Annotated in this window: 15 protein-coding genes; 9 read left to right on the top strand and 6 right to left on the bottom strand. The window is 71.1% G+C overall.

The annotated features are described in order from the left end of the window. Nucleotides 1-6: 6 nt before the first annotated feature. Nucleotides 7-888 (top strand): succinate--CoA ligase subunit alpha, encoded by an 882-nt coding sequence (gene sucD, locus WMF33_RS49145; RefSeq protein WP_061626575.1) that lies wholly within the window; start codon nt 7-9, stop codon nt 886-888. Between the two features lie 211 nt (nt 889-1,099). Here the strand turns inward: sucD and WMF33_RS49140 are convergent, their stop codons facing one another. Further along, nucleotides 1,100-2,137, bottom strand: coding sequence for an oxidoreductase (locus WMF33_RS49140; RefSeq protein ID WP_437335040.1), 1,038 nt, complete (start codon nt 2,135-2,137; stop codon nt 1,100-1,102). A gap of 581 nt (nt 2,138-2,718) precedes the next feature. Between WMF33_RS49140 and WMF33_RS49135 the strand changes: the two genes are divergently transcribed. From WMF33_RS49135 to WMF33_RS49120, 4 genes are all read left to right on the top strand, one after another. Further along, nucleotides 2,719-3,732, top strand: a complete 1,014-nt coding sequence (locus tag WMF33_RS49135) for a hypothetical protein (RefSeq protein WP_437335039.1) — start codon at nt 2,719-2,721, stop codon at nt 3,730-3,732. Continuing rightward, a complete protein-coding gene (locus WMF33_RS49130; RefSeq protein ID WP_437335038.1) occupies nt 3,629-5,086 on the top strand; it encodes an HTTM domain-containing protein in 1,458 nt (485 codons plus the stop codon). Before WMF33_RS49135 ends, WMF33_RS49130 begins: the two co-directional genes overlap by 104 nt. Before the next feature lie 396 nt (nt 5,087-5,482). Then, nucleotides 5,483-5,998, top strand: coding sequence for a hypothetical protein (locus tag WMF33_RS49125; RefSeq protein WP_061626571.1), 516 nt, complete (start codon nt 5,483-5,485; stop codon nt 5,996-5,998). Nucleotides 5,999-6,011: 13 nt separating this feature from the next. Next, the gene (locus WMF33_RS49120) at nt 6,012-7,313 is read left to right on the top strand and encodes an STAS domain-containing protein (RefSeq protein ID WP_437335037.1); all 1,302 of its coding nucleotides are present in this window, start codon (nt 6,012-6,014) and stop codon (nt 7,311-7,313) included. Nucleotides 7,314-7,377: 64 nt separating this feature from the next. On the opposite strand, the gene WMF33_RS49115 is transcribed toward WMF33_RS49120, so the two are convergent. After that, on the bottom strand, nt 7,378-8,367 hold the full coding sequence (locus WMF33_RS49115; protein WP_437335036.1) for a LysR substrate-binding domain-containing protein: 990 nt from the start codon (nt 8,365-8,367) through the stop codon (nt 7,378-7,380). An 86-nt stretch (nt 8,368-8,453) separates the two neighbouring features. On the opposite strand from WMF33_RS49115, the gene WMF33_RS49110 reads away from it, so the two are divergent. Together WMF33_RS49110 and WMF33_RS49105 are read left to right on the top strand one after the other, a co-directional pair. Next, on the top strand, nt 8,454-9,302 hold the full coding sequence (locus WMF33_RS49110; protein WP_437335035.1) for an arylamine N-acetyltransferase family protein: 849 nt from the start codon (nt 8,454-8,456) through the stop codon (nt 9,300-9,302). Between the two features lie 216 nt (nt 9,303-9,518). Continuing rightward, complete coding sequence (locus WMF33_RS49105) at nt 9,519-14,636, top strand: AAA family ATPase (protein ID WP_437335034.1); 5,118 nt, start codon at nt 9,519-9,521, stop codon at nt 14,634-14,636. Nucleotides 14,637-14,706: 70 nt separating this feature from the next. Here WMF33_RS49105 and WMF33_RS49100 read toward each other — a convergent pair whose 3' ends face one another. The 3 genes from WMF33_RS49100 to fumC form a co-directional block, all read right to left on the bottom strand. Further along, entirely contained in the window at nt 14,707-16,806 is a 2,100-nt protein-coding gene (locus WMF33_RS49100; RefSeq protein WP_437335033.1) for a PHP domain-containing protein, read from the bottom strand. Nucleotides 16,807-18,284: 1,478 nt separating this feature from the next. Beyond that, a complete protein-coding gene (locus WMF33_RS49095) occupies nt 18,285-19,829 on the bottom strand; it encodes a porin (RefSeq protein WP_437335032.1) in 1,545 nt (514 codons plus the stop codon). A gap of 174 nt (nt 19,830-20,003) precedes the next feature. Next, nucleotides 20,004-21,404, bottom strand: coding sequence for a class II fumarate hydratase (gene fumC / locus WMF33_RS49090; protein WP_061623002.1), 1,401 nt, complete (start codon nt 21,402-21,404; stop codon nt 20,004-20,006). 192 nt (nt 21,405-21,596) lie between these two features. Between fumC and WMF33_RS49085 the strand changes: the two genes are divergently transcribed. After that, nucleotides 21,597-22,589 (top strand): fatty acid desaturase family protein, encoded by a 993-nt coding sequence (locus WMF33_RS49085; RefSeq protein WP_236644344.1) that lies wholly within the window; start codon nt 21,597-21,599, stop codon nt 22,587-22,589. 24 nt (nt 22,590-22,613) lie between these two features. Here WMF33_RS49085 and WMF33_RS49080 read toward each other — a convergent pair whose 3' ends face one another. Next, nucleotides 22,614-23,189: a TetR family transcriptional regulator gene (locus WMF33_RS49080; protein ID WP_437335031.1), complete on the bottom strand. Its 576-nt coding sequence runs from the start codon at nt 23,187-23,189 to the stop codon at nt 22,614-22,616. 295 nt (nt 23,190-23,484) lie between these two features. Between WMF33_RS49080 and WMF33_RS49075 the strand changes: the two genes are divergently transcribed. Next, nucleotides 23,485-24,579 (top strand): NADH:flavin oxidoreductase, encoded by a 1,095-nt coding sequence (locus WMF33_RS49075; RefSeq protein WP_437335030.1) that lies wholly within the window; start codon nt 23,485-23,487, stop codon nt 24,577-24,579. Nucleotides 24,580-24,584 lie beyond the last annotated feature (5 nt).

Here is a 24,584-nt window from a genome sequence, read left to right as displayed (position 1 = left end):
CAAGCGATGAGCATCCTCGTCAACAAGGACACGCGGGTCGTCTTCCAGGGCATCACGGGCGCCTACGGGTCGCAGCACGCCCGCGCCTGCATCGAGTACGGGACCAAGGTCGTCGCCGGCGTGACGCCCGGTCGCGGCGGCCAGCGCTTCGAGGACAAGGTGCCGATCTTCGACACGGTCGAGCAGGCCGTGCGCAACGAGGGCGCCGACGTCTCGTGCATCTTCGTGCCGCCGGTCGGCGCCGCGGACGCGATCACCGAGGCCGTGGACGCGGGCTGCAAGCTCGTCATCTGCATCACCGACGGCGTGCCGGTGCTCGACATGGTGCGGGTGCGTCGCTTCCTCGAGGGGAAGCCGGCGCGCCTCATCGGGCCGAACTGTCCGGGGGTGATCACGCCGGGCGAGTGCAAGATCGGGATCATGCCGGGCCACATCCACAAGAAGGGGCACATCGGCGTGCTCTCCCGCTCGGGGACGCTGACCTACGAGGCGGTCGGCCAGCTGAGCGCGCTCGGCATCGGCCAGTCGAGCTGCGTGGGCATCGGCGGCGATCCGGTCGGCGGCATGGACTTCATCGACGTGCTCGAGCTCTTCAACCAGGATCCCGAGACGCACGGGGTCGTGCTGATCGGCGAGATCGGCGGCACGGCGGAGCAGCGGGCCGCGGCGTGGATCAAGAAGAACATGAAGAAGCCGGTGGCCGCGTTCATCGCCGGCCGCGCGGCGCCTCCGGGCAAGCGCATGGGACACGCCGGCGCGATCATCGCGGGCGGCGAGGGCACCGCGGCCGAGAAGATCGCGGCGCTCGAGGCGGCGGGGGCCAAGGTGGCCGCCACGCCGGCCGAGATGGGCGTCGCGATGCAGGCGGCGCTCGCGGCAGCGCGCTGATGCCCGGCCCCCGGGGAGGGGGCTCATGGCGCGGGGTGGGGGGTGGGGGCCCCGCCGAACTCGGCGTAGACATGGCTCATCCGGCAAGCCGGATGAGCCATGTCTACGCCTCAGACATCGGCCCATCCCCCACCCCCCACCCCGCGCCATGAGCCCCCTCCCCGGGGGCCTACGCTGTGAAGTTATTTGAGGTTGATCCGGTCGCGGACGCTCACTCGAGCGGGATCGTCCGGCGCTCGGCCGAGCTCTGCATCGCGGCCTCGATGATGCGGATCACGTCGCGCGCCTCCTCGGCGCGCACCGGCGGCGGGGCGCCGTCGAGGATCGCGTCCGCGATCCCTTCGTAATAGGCCTCGTAGGCGCCGGGCAGGCTCTCGATCGCGCGACGCTCGCCGGTCGCCGTGACCAGCGTGCCGAACCAGCGCGGGTCCTCCCGGCCCCACTCCGGCGCGCCGGGGCGCTTGCCCGCCTTGAGGGCATCCTCCTGGCCGTCGATGCCGTACTTGAGGAAGCTCCCGCCGTCGCCGTGGACCGCGAAGCGCGGGCCAGGCTCGCACGCCAGCGTCGAGGAGCGCACGATCACCCGGCGCCTGCCGTAGTCGAGCGTGAGGTGGAAATAGTCGACGGTGCGCGCCTCGGGCCGCTGCGCCAGGAGGTCGGCGGTGACGGCGCGCGGCAGGCCGAAGAGCACCAGGGCCTGATCGATCAGGTGCGCGCCGAGGTCGTACAGGATGCCCGAGCCCGGGGCCGCCTCCTCCCGCCAGCCTTGCTTGATGGCAGGGCGGAACCGGTCGAAGTGCGCCTCGTACGAGGCCACCTCGCCGAGCAGGCCCTGCTCGATGCAGTGGCGCACGGTGCGGAAATCCGCGTCCCAGCGGCGGTTCTGGAACACCGAGAGGAGCCGGCCGCGACGGGCGGCCAGCGCGATGAGCTCGTCCGCCTCGGCGCTCGTGATCGTGAACGGCTTGTCGACGACCACGTGCTTGCCCGCCTCGAGCGCCGCGCGCGCGAGCGGGACATGGGTCTCGTTGGGCGAGGCGATGACCACGAGGTCGATCCCGGGCTCGGCGATCAGCACCTCGGGCGTCGGATGCACGGCGACGCCCGAGTGGTCGGTCATGACCTGGCCCTCCCGTCGGGTCGCGATGGCGGCGAGACGCAGCCGCGGGATGGCCCGGATCAGCGGGGCGTGAAAGACGGCGCCGGCAAGGCCGTAGCCGACGAGGCCGACATAGACGCGCTGGGACATGGCTGGGCGAGCTCGCCGCGGACGCTAGCCCGAAGAGCCACTGGGGGGAAGCCCGGCGGCGCGCGTACGGCCGCGGCACGCCGGAGGAGGCGCGCGACGGCGCCGGCCGGCCGCCAAGGGCGTCCACACCCCTCGCGATCGCGACGGGCGAACCGCCCGGCGCGTCCGCACCCCTCGCGATCGCGACGGGCGAGCCGCCCAGCACATCCGCACCCCTCGCGATCGCGACGGGCGAACCGCCACGAGCGTCCACGGCGATCGTGATTCCGTGTGTCGCACCGCCAAAGGGGCGGTGGCCAGATTCGAAACATGAAGGCGGGAAGGCGAAAAAAAAAATCAATGATCTTCCTGCCTTCCCGCCTTCATGTGAATCGCTCCGGGGGCAATTGGGCCACCACTGCCAAAGGCCCCTTCGACGCTCACGATCTCACCTCAGAGTCGCCGCGCGACCGACGATCGCGGGGGAAGTGGTCACCGCGCCTCCGATGTCGTCGCCCCTGCCCCTCATCGCCGCGGCGTGAGAGCGTTCACGGAGACGCGGCAGCGCTCTTTGCGATAACCTCCTCCGCTTGGAGGCTTTGATGTACGCCAAGCGCGTCGTTTCCGCGGTCGCCCTGACCGCCCTGATCGCCGGCAGCTCCCTCGCGGCCGGCTGCAAGAGCAGCGCCGAGGCCAGCGTGACCGAGGAGTCGGTCGAGGCGGCCCCGGTCGCGCTCGAAGAGCCGCTCACCGAGGAGCACGACGGCGGCTCGGTCGGCTGGGAGATCGCGCCCGACGGCGCCGTGCGCGCGATCGTGAAGGGGCCCGACGGCAAGCCCATCGACAAGGACGTGAGCGGCACGCTCACCTGGAAAGGGCCGAACGGCGAGGAGAAGATCCCGCTCGCGCTCGACGCGAAGACAGGGCTCCTCGTCGCGGCCGGGCCCAAGCTCGAGGCCGACCTCACTCCGGTGAAGTACGACATCGTCGTCGCCGGAAAGCCGTGGATTGGCACGCTCCACGTGCCCGCAGGGGGCACGAGGGTCATCGTCGAGGGCGCGCGAAAGGCCGAGAAGAGGCCCATCCCCGCGGGCAAGACGGGCCCGAACGGCGGGATCATCCAGGTGGTCGGCGACGACACGATCGAGGTGGTCGCGGACAAGGCCTCCGGTCAGGTCCGGGTGTACGTCCTCGACGCGAACCTCAAGCCCATCCCTGTCGGCGACCGCAAGATCAAGCTCGGCTTCGTGGGCTCGAGCTCCGAGGTCGTCGTGCTGACCCCCAGCCCGGGCGGCCTCTACGTCGTCGGCACCGTCGCCGCCAAGGTGAACCCCGTGAAGCTCACCGTCGTCGTGGCGCACCCGACCCACGCCGACGTGGTGCTCGTCGGCTACCGCCCCGGCGTGCACGTCGTCGTCGGCCCGGCCGCGCCGGCCCTGAACGTGATCGTGGCGACGACGTGGAACGTGGGCGTGAAGGTCAATGCGGCCCCGGGCGTGGTGGTGGTCCACGATGACGACGACGACGACGACGACGGGCGATCGGTCCACATCCACGTGCACGGCAAGCACAAGCACAAGCACAAGCACCACCATCACCCCCACCACCGCCACTAGGGCCCTCGCGCGGCGCTGGGCGGCCTACCTCTCAACCGAGGTCGACGCCGCCTCGCTCGCCGTCTTCCGCATCGCCTATGGCGGCCTGATCGCGTGGGAGGTCGTCCGGTACGTCCTCCACGATCGGATCTACCGTTATTACATCGAGCCGGGCTTCTACTTCAGCTTCGTCCCCTTCATCCGCCCCTGGGGCGGGACGGGGATGTACTGGCACTTCGCCGCCGTCTTCGTCCTCTCGCTCCTCTGCGCCGCCGGGCTCTTCTACCGGGTGAGCGCCGCGCTCCTCTGCGCCGCGCTCACGTATGTCTTCCTCCTCGACAAGGCGCAGTACCTCAACCACCTCTATCTCCTCTGCCTCCTCGGCCTGCTGCTCGCCGTCGCCCCGGCGCACCGCGCCCTCTCGCTCGATCGCCTCCGCGCGCGCCGCGCCTCGCCGGCCGGCGCGCCCGCCGAGACCGCGCCGCGCCTCTACCTGTTCGCCCTCAAGGCCCAGATCGCGATCGTCTACTTCTACGGCGGCGTCGCGAAGCTGAACGGCGACTGGCTAGCGGGGCAGCCGCTCACGATGTGGCTCGCCGAGCGCCGCGGCGCGCCCCTCGTCGGGCCGCTCCTCGCCGCGCCGGCCGCGGGGCTCGCGCTCTCGTGGGCAGGGCTGCTCATCGACCTCTCGATGGGCTTTCTGCTCTTCTCTCGACGAACCTTCCCGATCGGCGCGGCGCTCGCCGTCGTCTTCAACCTCTCCAACGCGCTCCTCTTCAAGATCGGGATCTTCCCCTACGCGATGATCGCCTCGCTCGCGCTCTTCGCCGATCCCTCGTGGCCGAGGCGGCGTCTGCCGCTCCTCTTCCGGTTCCGGCGCGCGGACCGCCCGGGCGACGGCGCCGAGGTCCCCTCGCCCGCGGCGGGGCGGCGGCGCGGGCTGCCGCTCGCGCTGCTCCACGGGTACCTCCTGGTCCACCTCGCGGTGCCGCTCCGCCACTGGGCCTATCCGGGCGACGTCGCCTGGAACGAGGCCGGACACCGGTTCTCGTGGCGGATGAAGCTGCGCGACAAGAACGTGAGCGAGCTCGACATCCGCGTGCTGGATCCGAGGACCGGCGTGCGCGAGTCGCTCGACCTCGAGGCGTGGCTCACCGATCGCCAGCTCGGGGAGATGAGCACGCGGCCCGACATGATCGTCGACTTCGCGCACCACGTGGCCGACCGCTGGCGGGAGGACTTCGGGGTGAGGCCGATCGTCACGGCCAGGGTCGTCGCGTCGCTGAACGGAGGCCCGTACCGCGATCTCGTCGACCCGACGCTGGACCTCGGGTCGCAGCCGAGAGGGGTCCTCGCGGTCGTGCAGCCGCCTTAGCCCCGCGTCGCCCCTGGCCCCGTGATGGAAAGCGCCTGAGCCACAGACGCACAGACGATAGGGCAGAGGCCGGCCGCTCTTTCCAGCTCATCAGCGCTGAGCTCCGGAGCCGCCGTTCGCTGACGAGCCTGGTTGGAAGTCGTGCCACGACGAAGAGGCCGCCTCGCTGCTGCCGAGAGCGGCGGCCCTCCGCCCATCGTCACAGCACCCCTGAAGAGTAACCCGCACGACAATCCTGCGCGTAGAAGAGGTTGTCTTCGCTCTACAGCCTCTGGGCTGCACGCGTCCCTCGGCGCCTCGTGTGCCCGCCGACCGACTGGGCGCGACGACGACCCCGAATCAGCTTGTCATCGCTGCAGGATTGCAGCACCATCCACGTGTCTTGGGAGGTGATCCGTGTCGGAGCTCGATGGGCAATACTCTGGTGCTGCGCTGCACTCCTTCATCCGCGGCCTCGAGCGGTCACAAACGCTCATCGACCGGATCCTCAAGGCTCATGGCCTGGATGGAATCGACGAGGATGCTTGGTACCCGCTGGAGACGGCTCGATCCATCTTCATGGCCGTCGGCGAGCAGGTCGGCGACGTGGTCCTCCATGCGGTCGGGATGAAGATCATGGAATCGGCGAGGCTCCCTCCGGAGATCAAGGACCCGAAGGGCGCTTTGGCCAGCCTGGACACGGCATACCGCATGAACGTCCGAGGGCCCGGCATAGGGTACATCGCCACCACCTTCGAGGACGAGCACAGCGCGATCATCCACTACGCAACCCCGTTGTTTCCATGTGCGGCGTGCCGCGGCGTCGTCCAAGGGTGCTTCAAGAAATTCGGCCAGAGAGCGCTGCTCGAGCACGGCACGGACGGCTGCATGGACAGAGGCGCGCCGTTGTGCACGTTTCACATCACATGGTGAAATGGCCAACCTGATGACGACATCGGTGAGCGAGCACATCGAACGGGCGTCCGACGAGATCTCGGCGGAGCTCTGTGATCAGCTCGTGAAGCGGCGCGGGGGGGCGTTCGCCAGCATGGGTGCCCCGGCCGCACGGCGGCTCGTCTCCAGGCTCCTGGCCGCCCTCGCGGCCGACGTCGAGCGCGGCGCGACCGAGCAGACCCGGAGGGCCGTGACGGAGCTCCTCGATGTCCCTCAGCCCGTGCAGGTCGGCTGGCACGATCTGCGCCTGTTGATCACGTCGCTGCGCAAGGCGCTCTTCGCGAGGCTGGACAACGAACGCGACATCCCGCCGTCCGCGACGCGCGCGCTGGAGGAGCTGCTGTCCCATGCCACGTTTCAAATCGGGATATGGTTCGTCACGCAGCGCGAGGAGATCATCGAGAAGCAGGCGGGCCAGCTCGAGGTCCGGCTCGCCGAGCTCGCGGCGCTGGACGCCGAGAAGACCCGCGTCCTCGAGCAGGCGCAAGCGCTGAGCCAGAGGCTCGACAGCATCCTGGCGAACGTGCCGGCGCTCGTGTGGGAGACGCGGTTCGGCGACGGCTCCGCGACGCCGAGCGCTCAATTCGTCAGCGACTATGTCAAGGTGCTTACCGGATACAGCGCGGCCGAGTGGTATTCGACGAGTGAGTTCTGGCTGACCATCACCCACCCCGACGACAAGCCGCGGGCCCTGGCCGAGACCGGCGCGATGCTGGCTGCCGGCGGGGGCGTCTGCTCCGTTCGATGGATCACCAAGGACGGGCGCACGATCCACGTGGAGATGGGCATGGTCCCCATCAAGGACGAGGCCGGCGCGCTCGCGGGCGTGCGCGGCGTGACCGTGGACGTCACCTCCCGCAGGCAAGCAGCAGAGGCTGAAGCGGCGGCGCGGCTCAGGGAAGAGATCATCCGCATGCAGGCGGCGCGGCTGGACGAGCTGTCCGCGCCGTGCATTCCGATCACGGACAAGGTCATGGTCATGCCGCTCATCGGCGGCATCGATCACGAGCGCGCGCAGCGGGTGATCGACGCGCTGCTGCAAGGGGTCGAGAGGACCGGCGCGAGCGTGGCCATCATCGACATCACGGGCGTCCGCGAGGTCGATAGCCACACGGCGGACGCCGTCCTCCGGGCGGCGAGGTCGGTTCGGCTCCTCGGGGCGCAGGTGGTGCTCACCGGGATTCGCGCCGAAGTGGCCCAGACGCTCGTTCACCTGGGCATCGATCTGAGCGGCCTCGTGACGAAGGGCACCTTGCAAAGCGGCATCGCTCACGCGGTGAGCAGCGCCTGGTAGGCAGCCCCGGGCCGAGGCAGCCGCGCCGCCGCGGCGATCGGGGCGAGCCCGGGGAGCTGCGGCGTCATTCGCCTTCTCCTCTCCCGTCCGAGGGCGCTCGGGCCCGGGCTCGCCGGCGGGCGGGCTCGGCGCTCGCGCCGGCGCGGGGGGTCCCGCGCCGCACGAGCCGCGGGACCTCGACCGCGAAGAAGTCGGCGAGCGCGCGCACCGCCGGGAGCTCGCCGCGGCGCGAGGGCATCAGCATCGTCACGCGGTGATCGCCGACCTGCCACTCGGGCAGCACGCGCCGCAGCTCCCCGCGCGCGCGCTCGTCACGGCACGAGTACTCGGGCAGCGCGGCGATGCCGAGGCCCGCCAGGGCTGCGCCGAGGAGCGTCACGGAGTCGTCGGTGCGCAGGCGCGGCACGAACGGGACCTCCTCGATCGCCTCGCGGGAGCGCAGCCGCCAGACCGCGCGTGAGCTCGGCCCGCCGAGCAGCAGCCCGGGATGCGCGCGGAGCTCGTCCGGCGTCGCGGGCGCGCCGCGCGCGTCGAGGTAGCGCGGGGCGGCCATGAGCACCCACGGCGTCGGCGAGAGCAGCCGCTGCACGAGCCCGGTGTCGGGCAGCGGGCCGCCATAGCCGCGGAGCGCGAGGTCGAAGCGCTCCTCGACCAGATCCACGAGGCGATTCGTCGCGTGGAGGAACACGTCCACCTTCGGATGACGCACCATGAAGCGCGGCAGGAGCGGCGCGACGAGGTGCTTGCTCATGCCGCTCGAGCAGGTGAGCCGGATCATCCCGCTGGGCTCCGCGACGCGACGGCGCGCCACGCTCTCGACGGCGTCCGCCGCGACGCGCATCGCGCGCGCGTGCTCGAGCACCTCTTCGCCCACGTCGGTGATGATGAACTTGCGCGAGGTGCGCTGGACGAGCCGCACCCCGAGCCGCTCCTCGAGGAGCTGGAGGCGCCGGCTCAGGCTGGACTTGGGCACGCCGAGCGCGCGCCCCGCCGCCGACAGCCCGCCGTGCTCCGCGATGCGCACGAACAGCGCGAGGTCGTCCCATTCGTCCATCGGCCGGGTGATCGTACCACCTGGTGGACGATACGTTCAAATGGAGGCCTCTACCGGCCAGATCGTCCACGTAGCAGGATGGTCGCATGAACGATCCTTCCCTCCTCGATGCCTACCTCGCGCGCATCGGCTACGACGGCCCCCGCGCGCCGACGCTCGATACGCTGCGCGCCATCCACGCCCTGCATCCGCGCGCGATCCCGTTCGAGAACCTCGACCCGTGGTCCGGGCGGCGCGTCGACCTCTCCCCCGCGGCGCTCGAGCGCAAGCTCGTGCGCGGCCGCCGCGGCGGGTACTGCTACGAGCAGAACGGGCTGCTCGCGCACGCGCTGCGCGCGCTCGGGTTCGAGGTGCGCGGGCTCGCGGCGCGCGTGCGGTGGAACGTGCCCGAGGGCGAGACCAGGCCGCGCAGCCACATGCTGCTCCACGTCGAGCTGGCGGAGGGGACGTACCTCGCCGACGTCGGGTTCGGGGCGCTCGCGCCGGTCGCGCCGCTCAGGCTGGAGCACGACGTCGAGCAGGAGACGCCGCTCGAGACCTTCCGGTTGCGCGGAGAGGACGGCGGTCAGGCGCTCGAGGTGAAGTCGGGTGAGGCCTGGCGCGCGCTCTACTGGTTCGATCTCACCGAGCAGCTCCCCGCCGACTACGACCTGTTCAACTGGTGGGTCTCGACGCACCCCGCGTCGCTCTTCGTGCGGAGCCTTGTCGTGGCGCGACCGACCGCCGAAGGGCGCGTCACGCTGTTCGATCGCGAGCTCACGTACCGGCGCCGCGACGGAGGCGTCGAGCAGCGCACGCTCGCGAGCGCGGGCGCGCTGCGCGAGGTGCTGGAGGGGGAGTTCGGGCTCGACCTTTCAGGCCTGGACGGGCTCGATCAGGCCTTGCGCCGCCTCGCGCCGCCCGGTGGAGCGAGCGAGAGAGAGGAGAGATTTTAACGCAACGGCGCAACGGCGCAACGGCGCAAGAAGAGGACCTGCCCCGCGCACAAAATGCGCCGGACGCGAGAGCGTGACCCGGCACACGTCGAGTCTTCATCACGTGCGTTCTTCGCGCGATCCCGACGAAGATTGTTCTATATTCAAGCTCTCGGCTCGCGATCGACCACACGAAACAGAGTGTCAGGGCCATCACGAGATCGAGCACATGCACATATGGGCACCACAGCGTCGTTCGATTTGCCAGGAGTTGTTGTCGAGCAGCTGATCCACGAAGGCAGCAAGACCCATGTGTACCGCGGCCGCCGCACCGCGGATCAGCGGCCGGTCGTCATCAAGACGCTGAAGGGCGAGCACCCGAGCGTCCGCGATCTCGCCCTGTTGCGGCACGAGTTCGGTCTGCTCCGCGATCTGGACCTCGACGCCGTGGTGCGGGTGTGCTCGCTCGAGAGGACCCGCGGCGGCCTCGCCCTCGTCACGGAGGCGGTCGAGGGCACGACCCTGAGGGCGCTCCTCCACGATCGCCGGCTGGATCTGCGCACGGCGCTGGCGCTCTCGGTCGCCATCGCCGACGCCATCGGCGCGGTGCACCGCTGTCACATCACGCACAAGGACATCAATCCCAGGAATATCATCATCGGCTCGGACCTACGCCGAGCCACGCTCATCGATTTCGGCGCCGCGTCGCGGCTCCAGCAGGAATTCCAGCAGCCGACCTCGGTCTCCACCCTGCAAGGGACGCTCGCGTACATATCGCCCGAGCAGACCGGACGCATGAACAGGGGCATCGACTACCGCGCGGATCTCTACTCGTTCGGCGTCACCCTGTACGAGATGCTGACCGGCGCGCTGCCGTTCTCGGACGCCGATCCCATGGACCTCCTCTACAGCCACATCGCGCGGCCGCCCGTGCCGCCGCACGAGCGCCGCGGGGACGTGCCTCAGCCGGTGTCCGAGATCGTCATGAAGCTCCTCGCCAAGACCCCCGAGGACCGGTACCAGAGCGCGTACGGCGTCAAGGCCGACCTCGCGGAGTGCCTGCGCTCCCTCGAGCAGACGGGCCGGGTCCATCCCTTCTCGATCGGGCGGAGCGATCGCAGCTACGAGCTGCGCGTCCCGCAGAAAATCTACGGCCGGGACGCGGAGCGGCACCGGCTCCTCGCCGCCTTCGAGCGGGTCCGGGGCGGCGCGGCGGAGCTCGTGCTCGTCGCCGGATACTCCGGCGTCGGCAAGAGCGCGCTGGTCCACGAGACCTACAAAGCGATCGCCAGGGTCGGGGGGCACTTCGCGCACGGGAAATTCGACCAGCTGAACCGCGGCGTGCCCTGCGCCTCGATCGTCCAGGCGTTCAGGGGCCTCGTGCAGCAGATCCTCTCCGAGCGGACCGAGGCGCTGTCCCGCTGGAGAGCAGAGCTCGGCGCGGCGCTCGGCGCGAGCGCCGGGGTCCTGATCGAGCTCATCCCCGAGCTCGCGCTCATCATCGGCGACGCGCCCCCGGTCGCGGCGCTCGGCCCCTCCGAGTCGCAGAACCGCTTCGACATGGTTTTCCGGAGCCTCCTCGGCGTACTCGCCGCCCCGTCACACCCGCTGGTCCTGTTCCTCGACGACCTGCAATGGGCGGATCCGGCGTCGCTCCGGCTGCTGCGTCTCCTGCTCACCGACCCCGACACGAGCCACCTCCTGGTCGTCGGGGCGTACCGCGATAACGAGGTGAGCCCGGCGCACCCGCTCATCATCACCCTCGACGCCGTCCGCGCTGCGGACGCGGCGGTGACGGACATCCCGCTCGCGCCGCTCTCGCCGGAGGACGTGACGGCGCTCGTCTCGGACGCCCTGGGCCGCGCGGCGCAGGACGTCGCGCAGCTCGCCGAGCTCATTCACGGGAAGACGCAGGGCAACCCGTTCTTCATCGGGCAATTTCTGCGGATGTTGAGCGACGACGGGCTCCTCCGCTGCGAGCCGGAGACCGGCAGATGGACCTGGAGCCTCGCGGCCATCGAGTCGCGCGCCGTGACGGACAACGTCGTCGATTTCATGATCGCGAAGCTGCAGAGGTTCTCGCCGCCCACCCAGCGCGCCCTGAAGCTCGCGGCGTGCATCGGGTACAGGTTCGACCTGCGCACGCTCGCGACGATCTCCGAGCAGACCGCCGCGCAGGTGGCGCAGGACCTGTGGGAGGCCATGCAGGAAGGGGTCCTGCTCCCCATCGACGCAGACTACCGGCTCGTCCAGCCGGGAGAGCCATCCCAGGGCGATCCCGCGAGCGAGGCGTCGCTGGCCGTCTCCTACCAGTTCTTGCACGATCGCGTCCAGCAGGCGGCGTACGCCTTCATCGCGGACGAGCACAAGCGCGCTGCCCACCTGCGCGTCGGCCGCCTGATGCTGGCCAGTCAGCACGGCGAGGCGCCGGAAGAGCAGCTCTTCGATATCGTGAACCACCTGAACTACGGCGCCCCCCTCGTCTCCGATCCCGGCGAGCGCGAGCTGCTCGGGCGCCTGAACCTGCGCGCCGGGAGGAAGGCCAAGAGCGCGACCGCCTATGGGGCCGCGGCGGAGTACTTCAGCGCCGGACGGAGCGCGATCGGAGACGACGACGCCTCCGCGGATCGCGCGCTGCGCTGGGCGCTCACGCTGGAGGCGGCCGAGTGCGAGTACCTGTGCGGCCGCTTCGCCGAGGCAGAGGCGCTGTTCCAGCGCCTGCTCGACACGGCGCGGTCCAACCTCGATCGGGCGCGGGTCCAGAGCCTGCGGATGAAGCTCTATCAGGTGGCCGGCCGCTACGACGAGGGCGTCACGGTGGGACAGGAGGCGCTGCGCCTGTTCGGCGTCGAGATCCCCAGGGCGAGCGAGGAGATCGGCGCCGCCGTCTCGGCCGAGATCGCGCAGATCCCCGAGAGCATGGCGGGCAGGAGCATCGAGGACATCCTGGATGCGCCGCTGCTCGCCGATAAGCACATCCGCGCGACCATCAACCTGCTCGCCGACTGCGCCCCCTGCGCGTACATCGGGCGGCCGGGCGTGTTCCCGCTCATCGCGCTGAAGATGCTCAACCTGTCGCTGCGGCACGGCAACACCGAGGCGTCGTGCTTCGCGTACAGCGTGTACGGGCTGATGCTGGTCTCGGCGTTCGGCGATATCCCCTCGGGATTCCGCTTCTCGGAGATGTCGATACGGCTGAACGAGAAGCTCGGGGACGTCTCGCTGCGCGGTACGCTGCTGCACCTCCACGGCGATCACATCAACTTCTGGGTCCAGCACATCCGGAACGACCTGCCCATCCTGGAGAGGGCGTTCCTCGCCTGCCTCGAGGCCGGCGACCTGGTGTACGCGAGCTACCTGGCCTTCGAGACCGTCTGGCAGGTGTACGAGAAGGGCGACCCGCTGGATGAGATCCATCGCGTCGCCGAGCGCTTCGCTTCGTTCGCGCGAAAGACAGGCAACCGCGCCGTCCTCGAGACCATCCGGCTGGAGCAGCAATTCCTGCGCAATCTGAAGGGGCTCACCGCGGACGACGTCTCGCTGAGCGAGGAGGGCTTCCCCGAGGAGGAGTACCTGGCCGCCCTCACCCGGGCGAGCTTCGGGTGCGGTATCGCCTTTTATCATATCATCCGGCTCATCCTGCTCTATTCCCACGGCCGGCCCGATGCGGCGCTCGCTGCCGCGGAGGCGGCGCGCCCGGTCCTCGGGGCCGTCATGGCGATGCCGATCGAGGCGACATACCACTTCTATCTCGCGCTCACGCTGGTCGCGCTCGGCGAGCGCGACCAGCGTGAGCGCGAGCGGCACGCCGAGGCGCTCTCCGCGTCGCTCAAGAAGCTCGAGCTCTGGGCGACCCAGTGCCCTGACAACTTCCGCGCGAAGCACCTCCTGGTGCTCGGCGAGATGGCGCGCGCCTCCGGCCGCGACGCCGAGGCGATGGAGCTCTACGACGACGCCATCGACGCCGCCCGTCAGAGCGAGTTCATCCAGTACGAAGCGCTCGCGTCGGAGCTGGCCGGGCTGTACTACGCCCGCAAGGGCCGGCGGCGCATCGCGGCGCTCTACCTGAACGCGGCGATGCACGCCTATCGGCAGTGGGGGGCCGAGCGAAAGGCCGCGGCGCTGATCCGGCAGCACGGGCTCGACGCGCTCCCCGCGGACAGAGCGCCCGCGGCGGAGCGCGATCAGGCCATCTCCAGATCGAGCACCATTTCGGTGAACCACCCGCTCCTCAACAAGCTCGTCGACGTCGCGGCGGTGCTGCAGGCGACGCACGCGATCTCCAGCGAGCTCGTGCTCGGGAAGGCGCTCGATCGCGTGATGCGCGCCGTCCTCTCGAGCGCCGGCGGCCAGCGCGGCTTCCTGGTGCTCGCGCGCGAGGACCGGCTGGTCATCGAGGCGGCCATCACGATCGACCCTGAATCGATCGAGGTGGAGCTCCGGCGTCCGCTCGAGGAGTCCTCGGATCTTCCGGTCAGCGTCGTACACTACGTGGCGCGCACGCGAGAGCTCGTCATCCTCGACGACACCGCCGCGACCCCTCGCTTCGCGGCGGATCCTTACCTCGCCGCGCGCCGGCCGAAATCGGTGATGGGCCTTCCGCTCATCCACCAGAACCGGCTCACGGGCGTGCTGTACGTGGAGAACGCGCTCGCGAGCGGCGCCTTCACGCCGGAGCAAACCGAGCTGCTCCGCCTGCTGGGCGCGCAGATCGCAGCGGCGCTCGAGAACGCGCTGCTCTACAGCCGCCTGCAGGAGATCTCCGAGGGACATCGCGCCATGAGCGACCGGCTCGAGAGCGAGGTGCAGCGGCGCACCGAGGAGCTCTGCTCGGTCAACGAACGCCTGTCACAGAAGGCGGACGAGCTGAACCAGGCCAATGAGCGGCTGCTCGAAGAGCTCAGCGAGCGCGAGCGCGCCGAGCAGGCCCGGGCGGCCCTCCAGGAGGAGATCATCGAGGTGCAGCGCCTGCGCCTCTCGGAGATGGCGACGCCCATCATCCCCATCACCGATCGCGTCCTGGTCATGCCGCTCATCGGGACGATGGACGCGGCGCGCGCCGCCCAGGTGCTGGAGGCGACCCTCGCCGGCGTCCAGCGCCACAACCCGTCCGTCGTCATCATCGACATCACCGGCCTGAAGCACGTCGACGCCGGGGTCGCCGACACGCTGATCCGCACCGCCTCGGCGCTGCGTCTGCTCGGCGCGCGGGCGATCTTGACGGGGATGCAGCCGGAGATCGCCCGCGCGCTCGTGCAGGGCGGGATCGATCTCCGCGGCATCGTCACCCGCTCGACGCTGCAGAGCGCCGTGGCCCACGCGCTCGCGCCGTCCGGCACCGGACCGGTCCACTGAGCCTGCGGCGCGCTCCGCATCGCGCCCCCGCCCGATGCGGAGCGCGCGGACGGGCGCCCCCGCCCGGACGCTAGTCACGCTGCGACGCCTGCTTGTCCTCGCAGCGGCCCAGCACGAAGATCCCGCACACCCGCTCGTCCAGCAGGCACTCCTGCCCTTTCGGGCACTGCGACGGATCGATCACGCTCGGATCGCAGGGCCTCGCGCAGAACGGAGGCGGGCCGAGCGGGGCGTCGTAAACGCCGTTGCCGTCGCGGTCCAGGAAGATGGGGTTCGTGACCGCATACGGCGCCACCGGGTACCAGTCGGGGACCGGCGGAGACGCCGTGAAGAACCGCGAGAGCGCCTCGACCTGCGTGAACGCGAGGCTCGCCACCCGCGGCAGCTGGAGCTCCCCGAACGCGACCGGCAGCGCGACCGGCGTGAGGAGGTTCTCGTCGCGCAACCCCATCGCCACCACCACGACCCAGCCGTCCGACGCCGGCGCCGGCAGCTCGAGCCGCTCGTCGACGTCCACGATCGCCGACGGCCCCGCCGAGGGCTCGAGCACCCGGACCAGCCGGCCGCTCACGTACACCTCGACGCGATCCACGCCGAACCAGCTCGCCGTCTCGATCCGCAGATCGAGCGGCACCGTGTCGCCCTCGATCCGCGCCACCCCGCCGTACGTCGCGCCGCCCACGCCCGCGCGGACGAACGGGCCGTACGTCGCGAACGCGCTGCCCGCGCGCAGCGCGCCGGTGACCCCGCCCAGATCGATCGCCGCGGGCTGGTCGGTCGGCGAGCGGAAATAGGTGCGCGGAAACCCCGGCTCCGGCGACGCGCCGTGGCTGTCGCTGCTCCCGATCTGCGTCGGCGAGAAGCCGTGGTCGAGGTAGCGGAACAGATCGTCGACCTGGCCCGCATGGAACGTGCACGGCCGATCCGCGTCCTCCTCCGGGACCGCGCCCCCCTCGCCGACCAGGCAGAGCGCCTCGCCCTCGGCCGCGGTCCGGTCGAACCGCCAGATCGCGTCCTGCTCCTCGGGCGTCCTCGTCAGGATCCGCTTCGTGACCTGCCAGGCGAGCGCCGAGCGGGCGCGCTGCTGGCACACCGCGTACCGCTCGCCGGGCAGGCACGCCGGCAGCTCCACGGGGATCCCGCCGCACGCCGCGCCGAGCGCCGCCTCGTCCCGCGCGGCGTCGATCCGGGACAGGCAGCGGTTGAAATCGACCACCTCCTGCACGGTCGGCGTCCGGAGCAGGTCGAACCGCTTCGCGTTGAAGACCTCCATCGCGTCGAAATCGCAGCTGCCCGCCTGGAACAGCGGGTTGCTCGCCTCGAGCGTGGGGATCGTCCGGTCCAGCGTGAACGGGTCCACGCCGAGCTGGTCGATGTACCCGATGAACCCGTCGCGCGGGTGCGCCACGATCACGAGCGCGTCCTCGCCGTCCGCCGCCGCGCCGCGGACGCCGTCGATCACGTCGCCGCCCGGGCGGCAGACCCAGTCGAAGACGCCGTGATCCGGCACCGCGAGCTCGTCGTAGCGGAGCGGGAAGCCGATGAAATGGCCGAGCTCGAGCGTCGAGACCTCGGCGCCGACCGCCGTCTTCAAGAGCGGCTCGAGCCCCAGCTGCCGCACCGCCGGCTCGAGATCGGTGTGCACGTCGTGATCGGTCGCCACCGCGACCTCGAGCCCCTCGACGACCGCCGAGGTCACCCGCTCCTCGAGCGGCATGCCGCTGTCGAAGCTCGGGCGCTGGTGCAGGTGCATATCGATCGACATCCAGCCCGTCGAGTCGACCTCGCGCGGCACGACCGCCTCGATCCGCCGCATCTCCCCGGCGCGCACCTCGAGGTCGGGGACCTCGAACCGGCCGAACTCGGGCCCGCGCGTGACGAGCACGCGGTAGCGGCCCGGCTCGATCTCGACCGAGCCCTCGCCCGTCGCCGAGCGCTCGATCTGCCGGACGCCGCTGCCGAGCCGGCCGTGGCCGAGGTAGACCCGCCGCGTCCCGTCGCCCTCGCGCGGCCGCCCCGCGGCGTCGAGCGCGACGAACGTCAGCTTGGCCGGCGAGAGCCGGCCGCCCTCGTCGACGACCCGGTACGCGATCCGCGCGGGGCTCGGCAGCTCCGCCGCGACCGACACCGTGGCCCCGGCGCCGAGCGCCACGCGGATCGGCGCGGACACGCCGCGCCGCCCGGGCTCTCCGCGACGAGCAGGTAGCCGCCGGGCTCGAGCCGCGCGCGGAAGTCGCCGTCCTCCACCGGATCGAGCCCGAGGTCGGCGTCGATGGAGCTGACGAGCCCCACGTCGCCCGAGCGCGCGAGGCTGGCCTCGACGAGCGCGTCGACGCTCGCGAAGCGCGCGGCCGGGTCGGGGTCGCGGAAGACGTGGACGCGCGCGTTCGGCACGGGCTCGCCGGTCGACCGCCAGAGGACCGCGCCCTCGACCGCGCCCGTCGGCGCGCCGCGGGCGCCGTACACCACCTCGGCGACGCTCGCGATGTCGCCCTCGCCCACGGCGAAGTAGCGCTCGTAGGTGAACGACCGCTTGTGGTCGCACGCCTCGTCGTCGTCGCCCGCGGCGAGGCAGCTCTTGCCGGCGCTCAGGAAGGCGGTGGCCGCGCTCGTGAACACGGGGACGTTGACCGTGGAGGGCGGGTCGCCCGGGCGCGCCTTGGTGAAGTAGCCGTAGCTGACGTCGCCGCCCGCCGCGGCCACGAAGTCGAAGCTGAGCGGCCGCTGGAACGTGTCCCGGCCGGAGAAGAGGGCGTCGAACACCGCCTTCTCCTCGTCGAACCCGATGCCGGGGCCGAAGATGTCGTTCTGGTTGCCGAAGAAGACGAAATCGCCGGCGACGATGCCGCCCTTCCGCTCGGGATCGTCGCCGCGGACGTCGCCGAGGATGCCCCGGAAGATGTCCGACGGCCCCGCGTAGTTGTCGAGCGAGAGCGGCTCGCCGCAGGCGCACGTGGGGCAGCCGTCCTCGCCCGCCGCGAGGCCGTTCTCGCACTCGAGCGCGCAGGCGCCGACGCTCGGGCACCCCACCGCCCTGTCCGGCAAGAGCAGCGTCGTGCGGATCGTGACGAACCGCTCGCCCGGGCGGAGGATGTAGTCGGTGCGGAAGCGCATCTCCGGCTTCAGGCCGTCGAACAGGAGGCCGAGCAGGTCCTCCTGGGTCTTCAGCACGCCGAGCGCGTGGAAGAGGAACCCGCCGTCGCCCTCGACGCGGACGATCGCCTCCTGCCCGTCGGCGCCGTCCTTCGCCACGAAGACCTCGGTGGCGCCCGGGTCCGGCACGAGCAGGTTGGCCACCGGAAACGACTCGGCGAAGCGATCGCGCCCCGACGCGCTCGCGAACCGCGGATCGGGGCGGCGCAGGTCGGCGTCGACCAGCGAGCCGCCGTAGACGCCCGGCCCCGGCGAGTGGCGCGCCCCGAGGATCGCGACCCGGATCTCGTCGTTTTCCAGAAGGAAATCGCCGACATCGGCCATCGCCACCGGCCCGCCGACGAGCTCGAACCGGTTCTCGATCGGCTTGGCGCGCAGGAGGTTCGGCGCGTCGCAACCGACCAGGCCGATCAGGCCGATCAGGCCGGCGAGGCCGAAGGCGGTGCGCGGCGCGAGCAGGACGGGGACGGGGCGGCGGGTTCGCATGGCGGGCCGCTACAGGTTGAGCTGGAGCCCTAGCGCCACGGCGTCGTTGTCGAGCGCGACGCCGTGGATCTCCTGCCGGTGGGTGAAGTCGGCCTGCGCCTTGAGCACGTTGTCGATGAAGTGGTAGCTCGCGCCGACGGTGAGCGCCCAGCTGTCGGTCTCGTCGTCGAGATCGAGGTTGGGGTCGAGCCACTCGAACCGGGCGGTCGCGCCGAGCTTGATGCGCTTCACGAAATAGCCCACCTCGCCGACGAGGCCGAGCGAGGTGACCGGGGCGAGCTGGCCGAGCGGCTGCGTCGGGGCGCGCTCGGGGTCGCTCTGGTTCCAGAGGAGCTCGGCGAGCGCGTGCGCGCCGGCGGCCTGGAACAGGACGTCGGCGCCGATGCCGTGGATGTCGCGCGTCCCGCCGTCGCTGAAGAAGTAGCTCGCGCCCGCGCCGAGGCGGGGGCGCGAGACGGCGAGGTCCTGCAGCGAGCGCGGGAGGGGGCCGAGCGGCTCGGTCGCGAGGCGCGCGACGTAGGCTATGTGGTCGAAGCGGTTGCCGGAGAGCGCGGCGTTCTCGACATAGCCGGCGAAGAACTGATCCGAGCGCTGGAAGCCGTTGAAGATGCCGGCGAAGTAGCTGAACGTCCTGTCCCGGAAGTGCCCCTCGACGTGGAGGCCGACCTGGCGGAAGGGCGCCATGGCGCGCACGGCGAACGGCCGCTCGAGGAGCGCGCCCTCGCCGGCGCCCGTCATCGCCGAGCGGCTGAACGGCACGTCGTGCGCGCCGAAATAGAGGTTTGCGAACGGGAAGTGGGCGTAGCCGATCCACGCCTCGGAGAGCCGCGGCGCGCCGTCCGCGCCCGCGGCGAGCTCGCCCGAGACCGCGAACGGCACGTACCCGGCGAGCGTGCCCGCGAAGCCGACGCGGGCGCGCCGGACGCGGAACCCCTGCCCTTCGGCGACGTCGCCCGCCTGGAGGTAGGCGTCGTCGCCGACGTACGGCACGGCCTGCGCCTGCACGAGCACGAGCGGCGAGAGCAGGAGCCGGCCGATGCTGAGCTGGAACGGCGGCCCCGCGGCGCCCTCGGACGGCGGCGCGGCGTCGGAGCCGGCGGGCGACGGCGCGGCCGCCGCGCCCGGCGTGGCGGCCGCGGCGCCCGCGGATGGCAGCGCCGCGCCCGCGGGCGGCGGCAAGGCGTCGCCGGCGGGCGGCAAGGCGGCGCCGGCGGGCGGCAGCGCCGCGGCGGCGGGCGGCGCGGCGGCGGGCGGCGCGGCGGCCGGCGGCGCGCCCGCGTCGGGCGGCGTCGCCGGGGCGGCCGACGGCGGGGCGGGCGCGGGCTCGCCGGGGGGCACGACGGAGGTGGCGCCGGCGGGCGGCCCCGGAGCCGCGGGCAGGGGCACGGGGAGCGGGTCGGCGGCCGGAGGCTGGACCGGCAGCGGCCGGCTGGGCTGCGCGCCCGCCGGCGCACACCAGAGCGCCGCCGCGGCCACGAAGGCGGCGCCCGAGCGCCGCGTCGCCCTGCACCACCGAGGAGCCGCGCCGCGGCGCGTCCATGCGCAAGCTGTCATCGGCATCCCCTGTCGGCCGGCGGCGAGGGTGGGAATCGCTGCGAAGCTGCAGCGGGCGCCGCTGGCAGGCGCTGTTCGTCTATCGCAGGACGCGACGGGGTGTCAACGCGCGGGCGGCGCGTCGGCGCGAGGCGCGCGCGCTCTTCCGCCGCGAGCGATCGCCCCGCGCCGCGATCACTCCTTGTCCGCGGACGGACCGATCATGCGCTCCGGCCTCACGACCTCGTCGAACGTCCGCGCGTCGAGGAGCCCGAGCGCGAGCGCCGCCTCGCGCAGGGTGGTCCCGTCCGCGTGCGCCTTCTTGGCGATCTTCGCGGCGTTGTCGTAGCCCACGTGCGGGTTCAGCGCGGTCACCAGCATCAGGCTCTCGCGGACGTTGCGGGCGATCCGCTCGCGGTTCGGCGCGATGCCGCGCGCGCAGTGCTCGTCGAACGACGCGCAGCCGTCGGCGAGCAGCCGGATCGACTGCAGCACGTTGTGGATGATGAGCGGCTTGTACACGTTGAGCTCGAAGTTGCCGCTCGCCCCGCCGACGCCGACCGCGACGTCGTTGCCGAGCACCTGCGCGCAGAGCATCGTCATCGCCTCGGCCTGGGTCGGGTTCACCTTGCCCGGCATGATCGAGCTGCCCGGCTCGTTCTCGGGGAGGGTGATCTCGCCGATGCCGCAGCGCGGCCCGCTCGCGAGCCAGCGGACGTCGTTCGCGATCTTGATCAGGCTGCAGGCGAGCGTCTTCAGCGCGCCGTGCGCCGCCACGAGCGCGTCGTGCGACGCGAGCGCCTGGAACTTGTTCGGCGCGGTGACGAACGGCGCCCCGGTGAGCTCGGCGATCTTCGCCGCGACGCGCGCCGGGAACTCCGGGTGGGCGTTCAGCCCCGTCCCGACCGCCGTGCCCCCGAGCGCGAGCTCGTAGAGCGGCGGCGCCGCCCGCTCGATCGCGGCGACGCCGGCGTCGAGCTGCGCGACGTAGCCGGAGAACTCCTGCCCGAGCGTCAGCGGCGTCGCGTCCTGCAGGTGCGTGCGGCCGATCTTGACGATGTCCGCGAACGCCGCGCTCTTCTGCGCCAGGGTGTCGCGGAGCCGCCGGACCTCCGGGAGCAGGCGGCGCTCGATCTGGAGCGCGGCGACCACGTGCATGGCCGTCGGGAACACGTCGTTCGAGCTCTGCGACCGGTTCACGTCGTCGTTCGGGTGGATCGGCGACTTCGAGCCCAGGACGCCGCCGCTGAGCTCGATCGCTCGGTTCCCGATGACCTCGTTCACGTTCATGTTGGTCTGGGTGCCGCTGCCCGTCTGCCAGACGACGAGCGGGAAGTGGTCGTCGAGCTTGCCCGCGATCACCTCGTCGGCCGCCGCGACGATGAGCCCGCATTTGTCCGCTGGCAGGAGCCCGAGGTCGCGGTTGACGAGCGCCGCGGCCTTCTTGACCGTGGCGAGCGCGGCGATCATCTCCCGCGGGAAGCGCTCGCCGCCGATCCGGAAGTTCTCCAGAGATCGCTGCGTCTGCGCCCCCCAGTAGCGGTCGGCCTGCACCTCGATCGGCCCGAAGCTGTCCTTTTCGATGCGAGTCCCCATCGCCGCGTCTTAGCGGCAGTGGGCGCGCCCCTCAAGCGGCGCGACCCCCGGTTCCCGGCGTCCTGCGTAACGGCATTCGCGCCGCGGGGGCGAGCGGGGGTAAAAAGCGGGCGTGCTCTTGTTTTCTCGCCTGTTTTTTGCGAAGTTCCGGGCCGCGCACGCGCGAGAAACACGGAGATCAGTATGGCCGGCATGGACACGGTACCGCGGGAGCTGCTGCAGGCTGCCTACAAGCGCAACCCGATTTACCTGCTCAAGATTCCGCTTCATTTCGGCATCTGGGCCGCGCTCACGTGGGTGCTGTACGCGACGCAGCACCACCCGCTCGCCATCCCGATCGGGATCGTCGTCTCGTTCGCGATTGCCAACCTCGTCCGCGGCCTCGGCGCGGTCGCGCACGACGCCGTCCACGGCAGCTGCTCGCGATCGAAGCTCGTCTCGTACCTCATCGCCCTGGTCTGCTGGGCGCCGACCGGGATGAGCGTGACGCTGTACACGAACTACCACCTTCATCATCACAAGATCGCGAACACGTACCCTGACGTCGACAACTTCGTCGTCACGGACTACACGCGGAACCCCGTCCTCGCGAAGCTCCTGCTCCTCGCGGTCTACACGTTCGCCTATCCGCTGTACTTCCTCGGCTGCATGGCGCGCTACGTGAAGCGGCTGTCGGCGCTCCAGCGCGTCAAGATGAACCTGGAGATCCTCGGCTTCTGGGGGCTCATGGCGTTCTTCTTCTGGGTCATGCCGCGGCAGGTGTTCTTCTTCTTCTATGCCCTGCCGTTCATCTTCGGCGCGATCCTCGCCAGCGTGACCTCGATGATCGAGCACTACGAGATGCTCCCGGGGGAGGACGCGTACAGCTCGCGCACGTACGGGACCAGCGCGCACTTCACCAATTTCCTCTGGAACAACGTCACGTACCACAACGAGCATCACAAGTTCCCGGGCATCCCGTTCTACAACCTGCGCCGCTTCCACGTGGCGGCGTATCCCTATTACGATGAGCGGGTGAAGTCCGCGTGCCACCCGTCGATCGTCGGCATCGCCCTCGAGCTGTACGGCCGGATCCTGAAGCTCGACATCGCGAAGCTCGACGAGCGCTACCGCGGCCTCAACAAGGAGGCCGAGCGGCAGAAGATGATGGCGATGAACGGCATCCAGCCGGGCGTCACCGCCTGAGCCTCCCCCCCGGCCCGCAGCGGGCTACCGCTTCTTCTCCGCCATCGTCTTCACGATCGCCTCCGCCGCCGCGATCATCGAGCGCCTGAAGGCGTGCAGCCGCTGCTGCGCCGCCGCGCCCCTCGCCGCCGGCTGGGTCGAGGCGAACGTGAACCAGGCCATCGGCAGCCCGAGGAGGAGGACGAACAGGTCCTCGGCGCACTGCTTCGAGGCCACCCCGAGCTCGTGGGCCGCGCCGAGCGCGCACACCTTGGCGGCCGCCGCCTCGTGCTCCGCCTCGTCGGGGAGCTCCAGCTGCCTCCACATCATCATCCGCACGCTCTTCGGGTTCTCGACCAGGTGGTCGAAGACGCCGGCGACGAAGGCCGGGAGGTCCGACGGGTCGCAGGGCACGGCGTCGAACACGCTCTTGCACCGCTCCTCGAGCACGCTGCGGAACAGGTCCTCCTTCGAGCCGAAGTAGGCGTAGATGGCCTGCTTGTTCGCCGACGCCTTGTCGGCGATGCGGTCCACGCGCGCGCCGGCCAGGCCTCGCTCGGCGAACTCGTCGAGCGCGGCGTCGAGGAGCCTCTTCTTTGTCGCCGCCGAATCGTAGGGCATGGGTCGATCCTTCAGGGTGCCCACGCCGGGGCGCGGTGCAAGGGCGCGGGACCGCCGTTCACGAGGGCAGTGTAGCGGCAAGCGAGCGGCGCGCGCAGCGGCGACGTCGCCCCCCCGTTGACAGGGCCGGAGCCGCTCCCTAGGTTTTCAACCATCCAGTTGGTTTGTTACCCGAAGCACGCCGGCCGCGGCGCCGAGGGGCGTCGCGATCGCAGGCGCGGTCGCCGCCGAGGTGCCGGGGCGCAGCTCCAGGCGCGCGGCGGCGGGGGCGGGGGACCGGAGGAAGGACGGAGAGATGACGGATCGGGATCCGAACAAGCACGAGGACGTCAGCGCGCTCTTCAAGCCATTTCAGCTGAAGGGGCTGACGCTCAAGAACCGGCTCGTCATGGCGCCCATGACGCGCCAGAAATCGCCGGGGAACGCGCCCGGCGAGCCGAACGTCGCGTACTACGCGCGGCGCGCGGCCGGCGGCGTCGGGCTGATCCTGTCGGAGGGGACGGTCGTGGAGCGGCCGGGCAAGCTCCACCTGCGCGACGTCCCGCACTTCTACGGGGATCGGGCGCTGGACGGCTGGAAGAAGGTCATCGACGCCGTGCACAGGGAGGGGGGAAAGATGGCCCCCCAGCTGTGGCACGTCGGGCTCACGACGCGAGATCCGAACGGCCACGAGCAGCCCGCGGATCTGGAGGGCCCGGCGAACATGTCCCGCGAGGACGTGCAGGCCACCGTGCGGGCCTTCGGCAGGGCGGCGGGGGACGCGAAGCGCCTCGGCTTCGACGCCGTCGAGCTGCACGGCGCCCACGGGTACCTCATCGATCAGTTCTTCTACGAGGCGACGAACCAGCGCTCCGACGAGTACGGCGGAAAGACCCTCGGAGAGAGGACGCGCTTCGCCGTGGAGGTCCTCAAGGCCGTTCGCGAGGCCGTCGGGCCGGAGATGGTGGTGATCCTCCGCCTCTCGCAGTGGAAGGTCGGCGCCTACGATCACAAGATGGCGAAGACGCCGCAGGAGATGGAGCAGTGGCTCTTGCCTCTCTCGGAGGCGGGCGTCGATATCTTCCACATGTCCCAGCGGCGTTACTGGGAGCCCGAGTTCGCCGGCTCCGACCTGAACACCGCGGGGTGGGCGAAGAAGATCACCGGCAAGCCCACCATCACCGTGGGCTCCGTCGGTCTGTCGGGCGATCTGTTCGGGAATATCGCGGGCGAAGCCTCCGTGCCCCAGGGGCTCGGTGAGCTCGTGCGCCGCTTCGATCGCGGGGATTTCGATCTGGTCGCCGTCGGGCGCTCCTTGCTGAGCGACCCCGCCTGGGTGGAGAAGATCGAGGCGGGGCGCACCGCTGAGCTGACGAATTTCACGAGGGAGAGCCTCGGCACTTACTTCTGAGGTGG

The organism is Sorangium sp. So ce394 (assembly GCF_051474665.1).
In the GTDB taxonomy this organism is placed as follows: domain Bacteria; phylum Myxococcota_A; class Polyangia; order Polyangiales; family Polyangiaceae; genus Sorangium; species Sorangium cellulosum_D.
The sequence above is the reverse complement of the archived record's forward strand: the minus strand, read 5'-3'. Positions and strand labels throughout refer to the sequence as shown.

Coding starts and splice junctions, on each gene's coding strand:
- WMF33_RS49110 (WP_437335035.1), top strand. CDS start 8,454: ATGAACGATCCTTCCCTCCTCGATGCCTACCTCGCGCGCATCGGCTAC.
- WMF33_RS49080 (WP_437335031.1), bottom strand. CDS start 23,189: ATGCCCTACGATTCGGCGGCGACAAAGAAGAGGCTCCTCGACGCCGCG.
- fumC (WP_061623002.1), bottom strand. CDS start 21,404: ATGGGGACTCGCATCGAAAAGGACAGCTTCGGGCCGATCGAGGTGCAG.
- WMF33_RS49075 (WP_437335030.1), top strand. CDS start 23,485: ATGACGGATCGGGATCCGAACAAGCACGAGGACGTCAGCGCGCTCTTC.
- WMF33_RS49130 (WP_437335038.1), top strand. CDS start 3,629: ATGACGACGACGACGACGACGACGGGCGATCGGTCCACATCCACGTGC.
- WMF33_RS49135 (WP_437335039.1), top strand. CDS start 2,719: ATGTACGCCAAGCGCGTCGTTTCCGCGGTCGCCCTGACCGCCCTGATC.
- WMF33_RS49095 (WP_437335032.1), bottom strand. CDS start 19,829: ATGACAGCTTGCGCATGGACGCGCCGCGGCGCGGCTCCTCGGTGGTGC.
- WMF33_RS49085 (WP_236644344.1), top strand. CDS start 21,597: ATGGACACGGTACCGCGGGAGCTGCTGCAGGCTGCCTACAAGCGCAAC.
- WMF33_RS49105 (WP_437335034.1), top strand. CDS start 9,519: ATGGGCACCACAGCGTCGTTCGATTTGCCAGGAGTTGTTGTCGAGCAG.
- WMF33_RS49140 (WP_437335040.1), bottom strand. CDS start 2,137: ATGTCCCAGCGCGTCTATGTCGGCCTCGTCGGCTACGGCCTTGCCGGC.
- WMF33_RS49120 (WP_437335037.1), top strand. CDS start 6,012: ATGACGACATCGGTGAGCGAGCACATCGAACGGGCGTCCGACGAGATC.
- sucD (WP_061626575.1), top strand. CDS start 7: ATGAGCATCCTCGTCAACAAGGACACGCGGGTCGTCTTCCAGGGCATC.
- WMF33_RS49115 (WP_437335036.1), bottom strand. CDS start 8,367: ATGGACGAATGGGACGACCTCGCGCTGTTCGTGCGCATCGCGGAGCAC.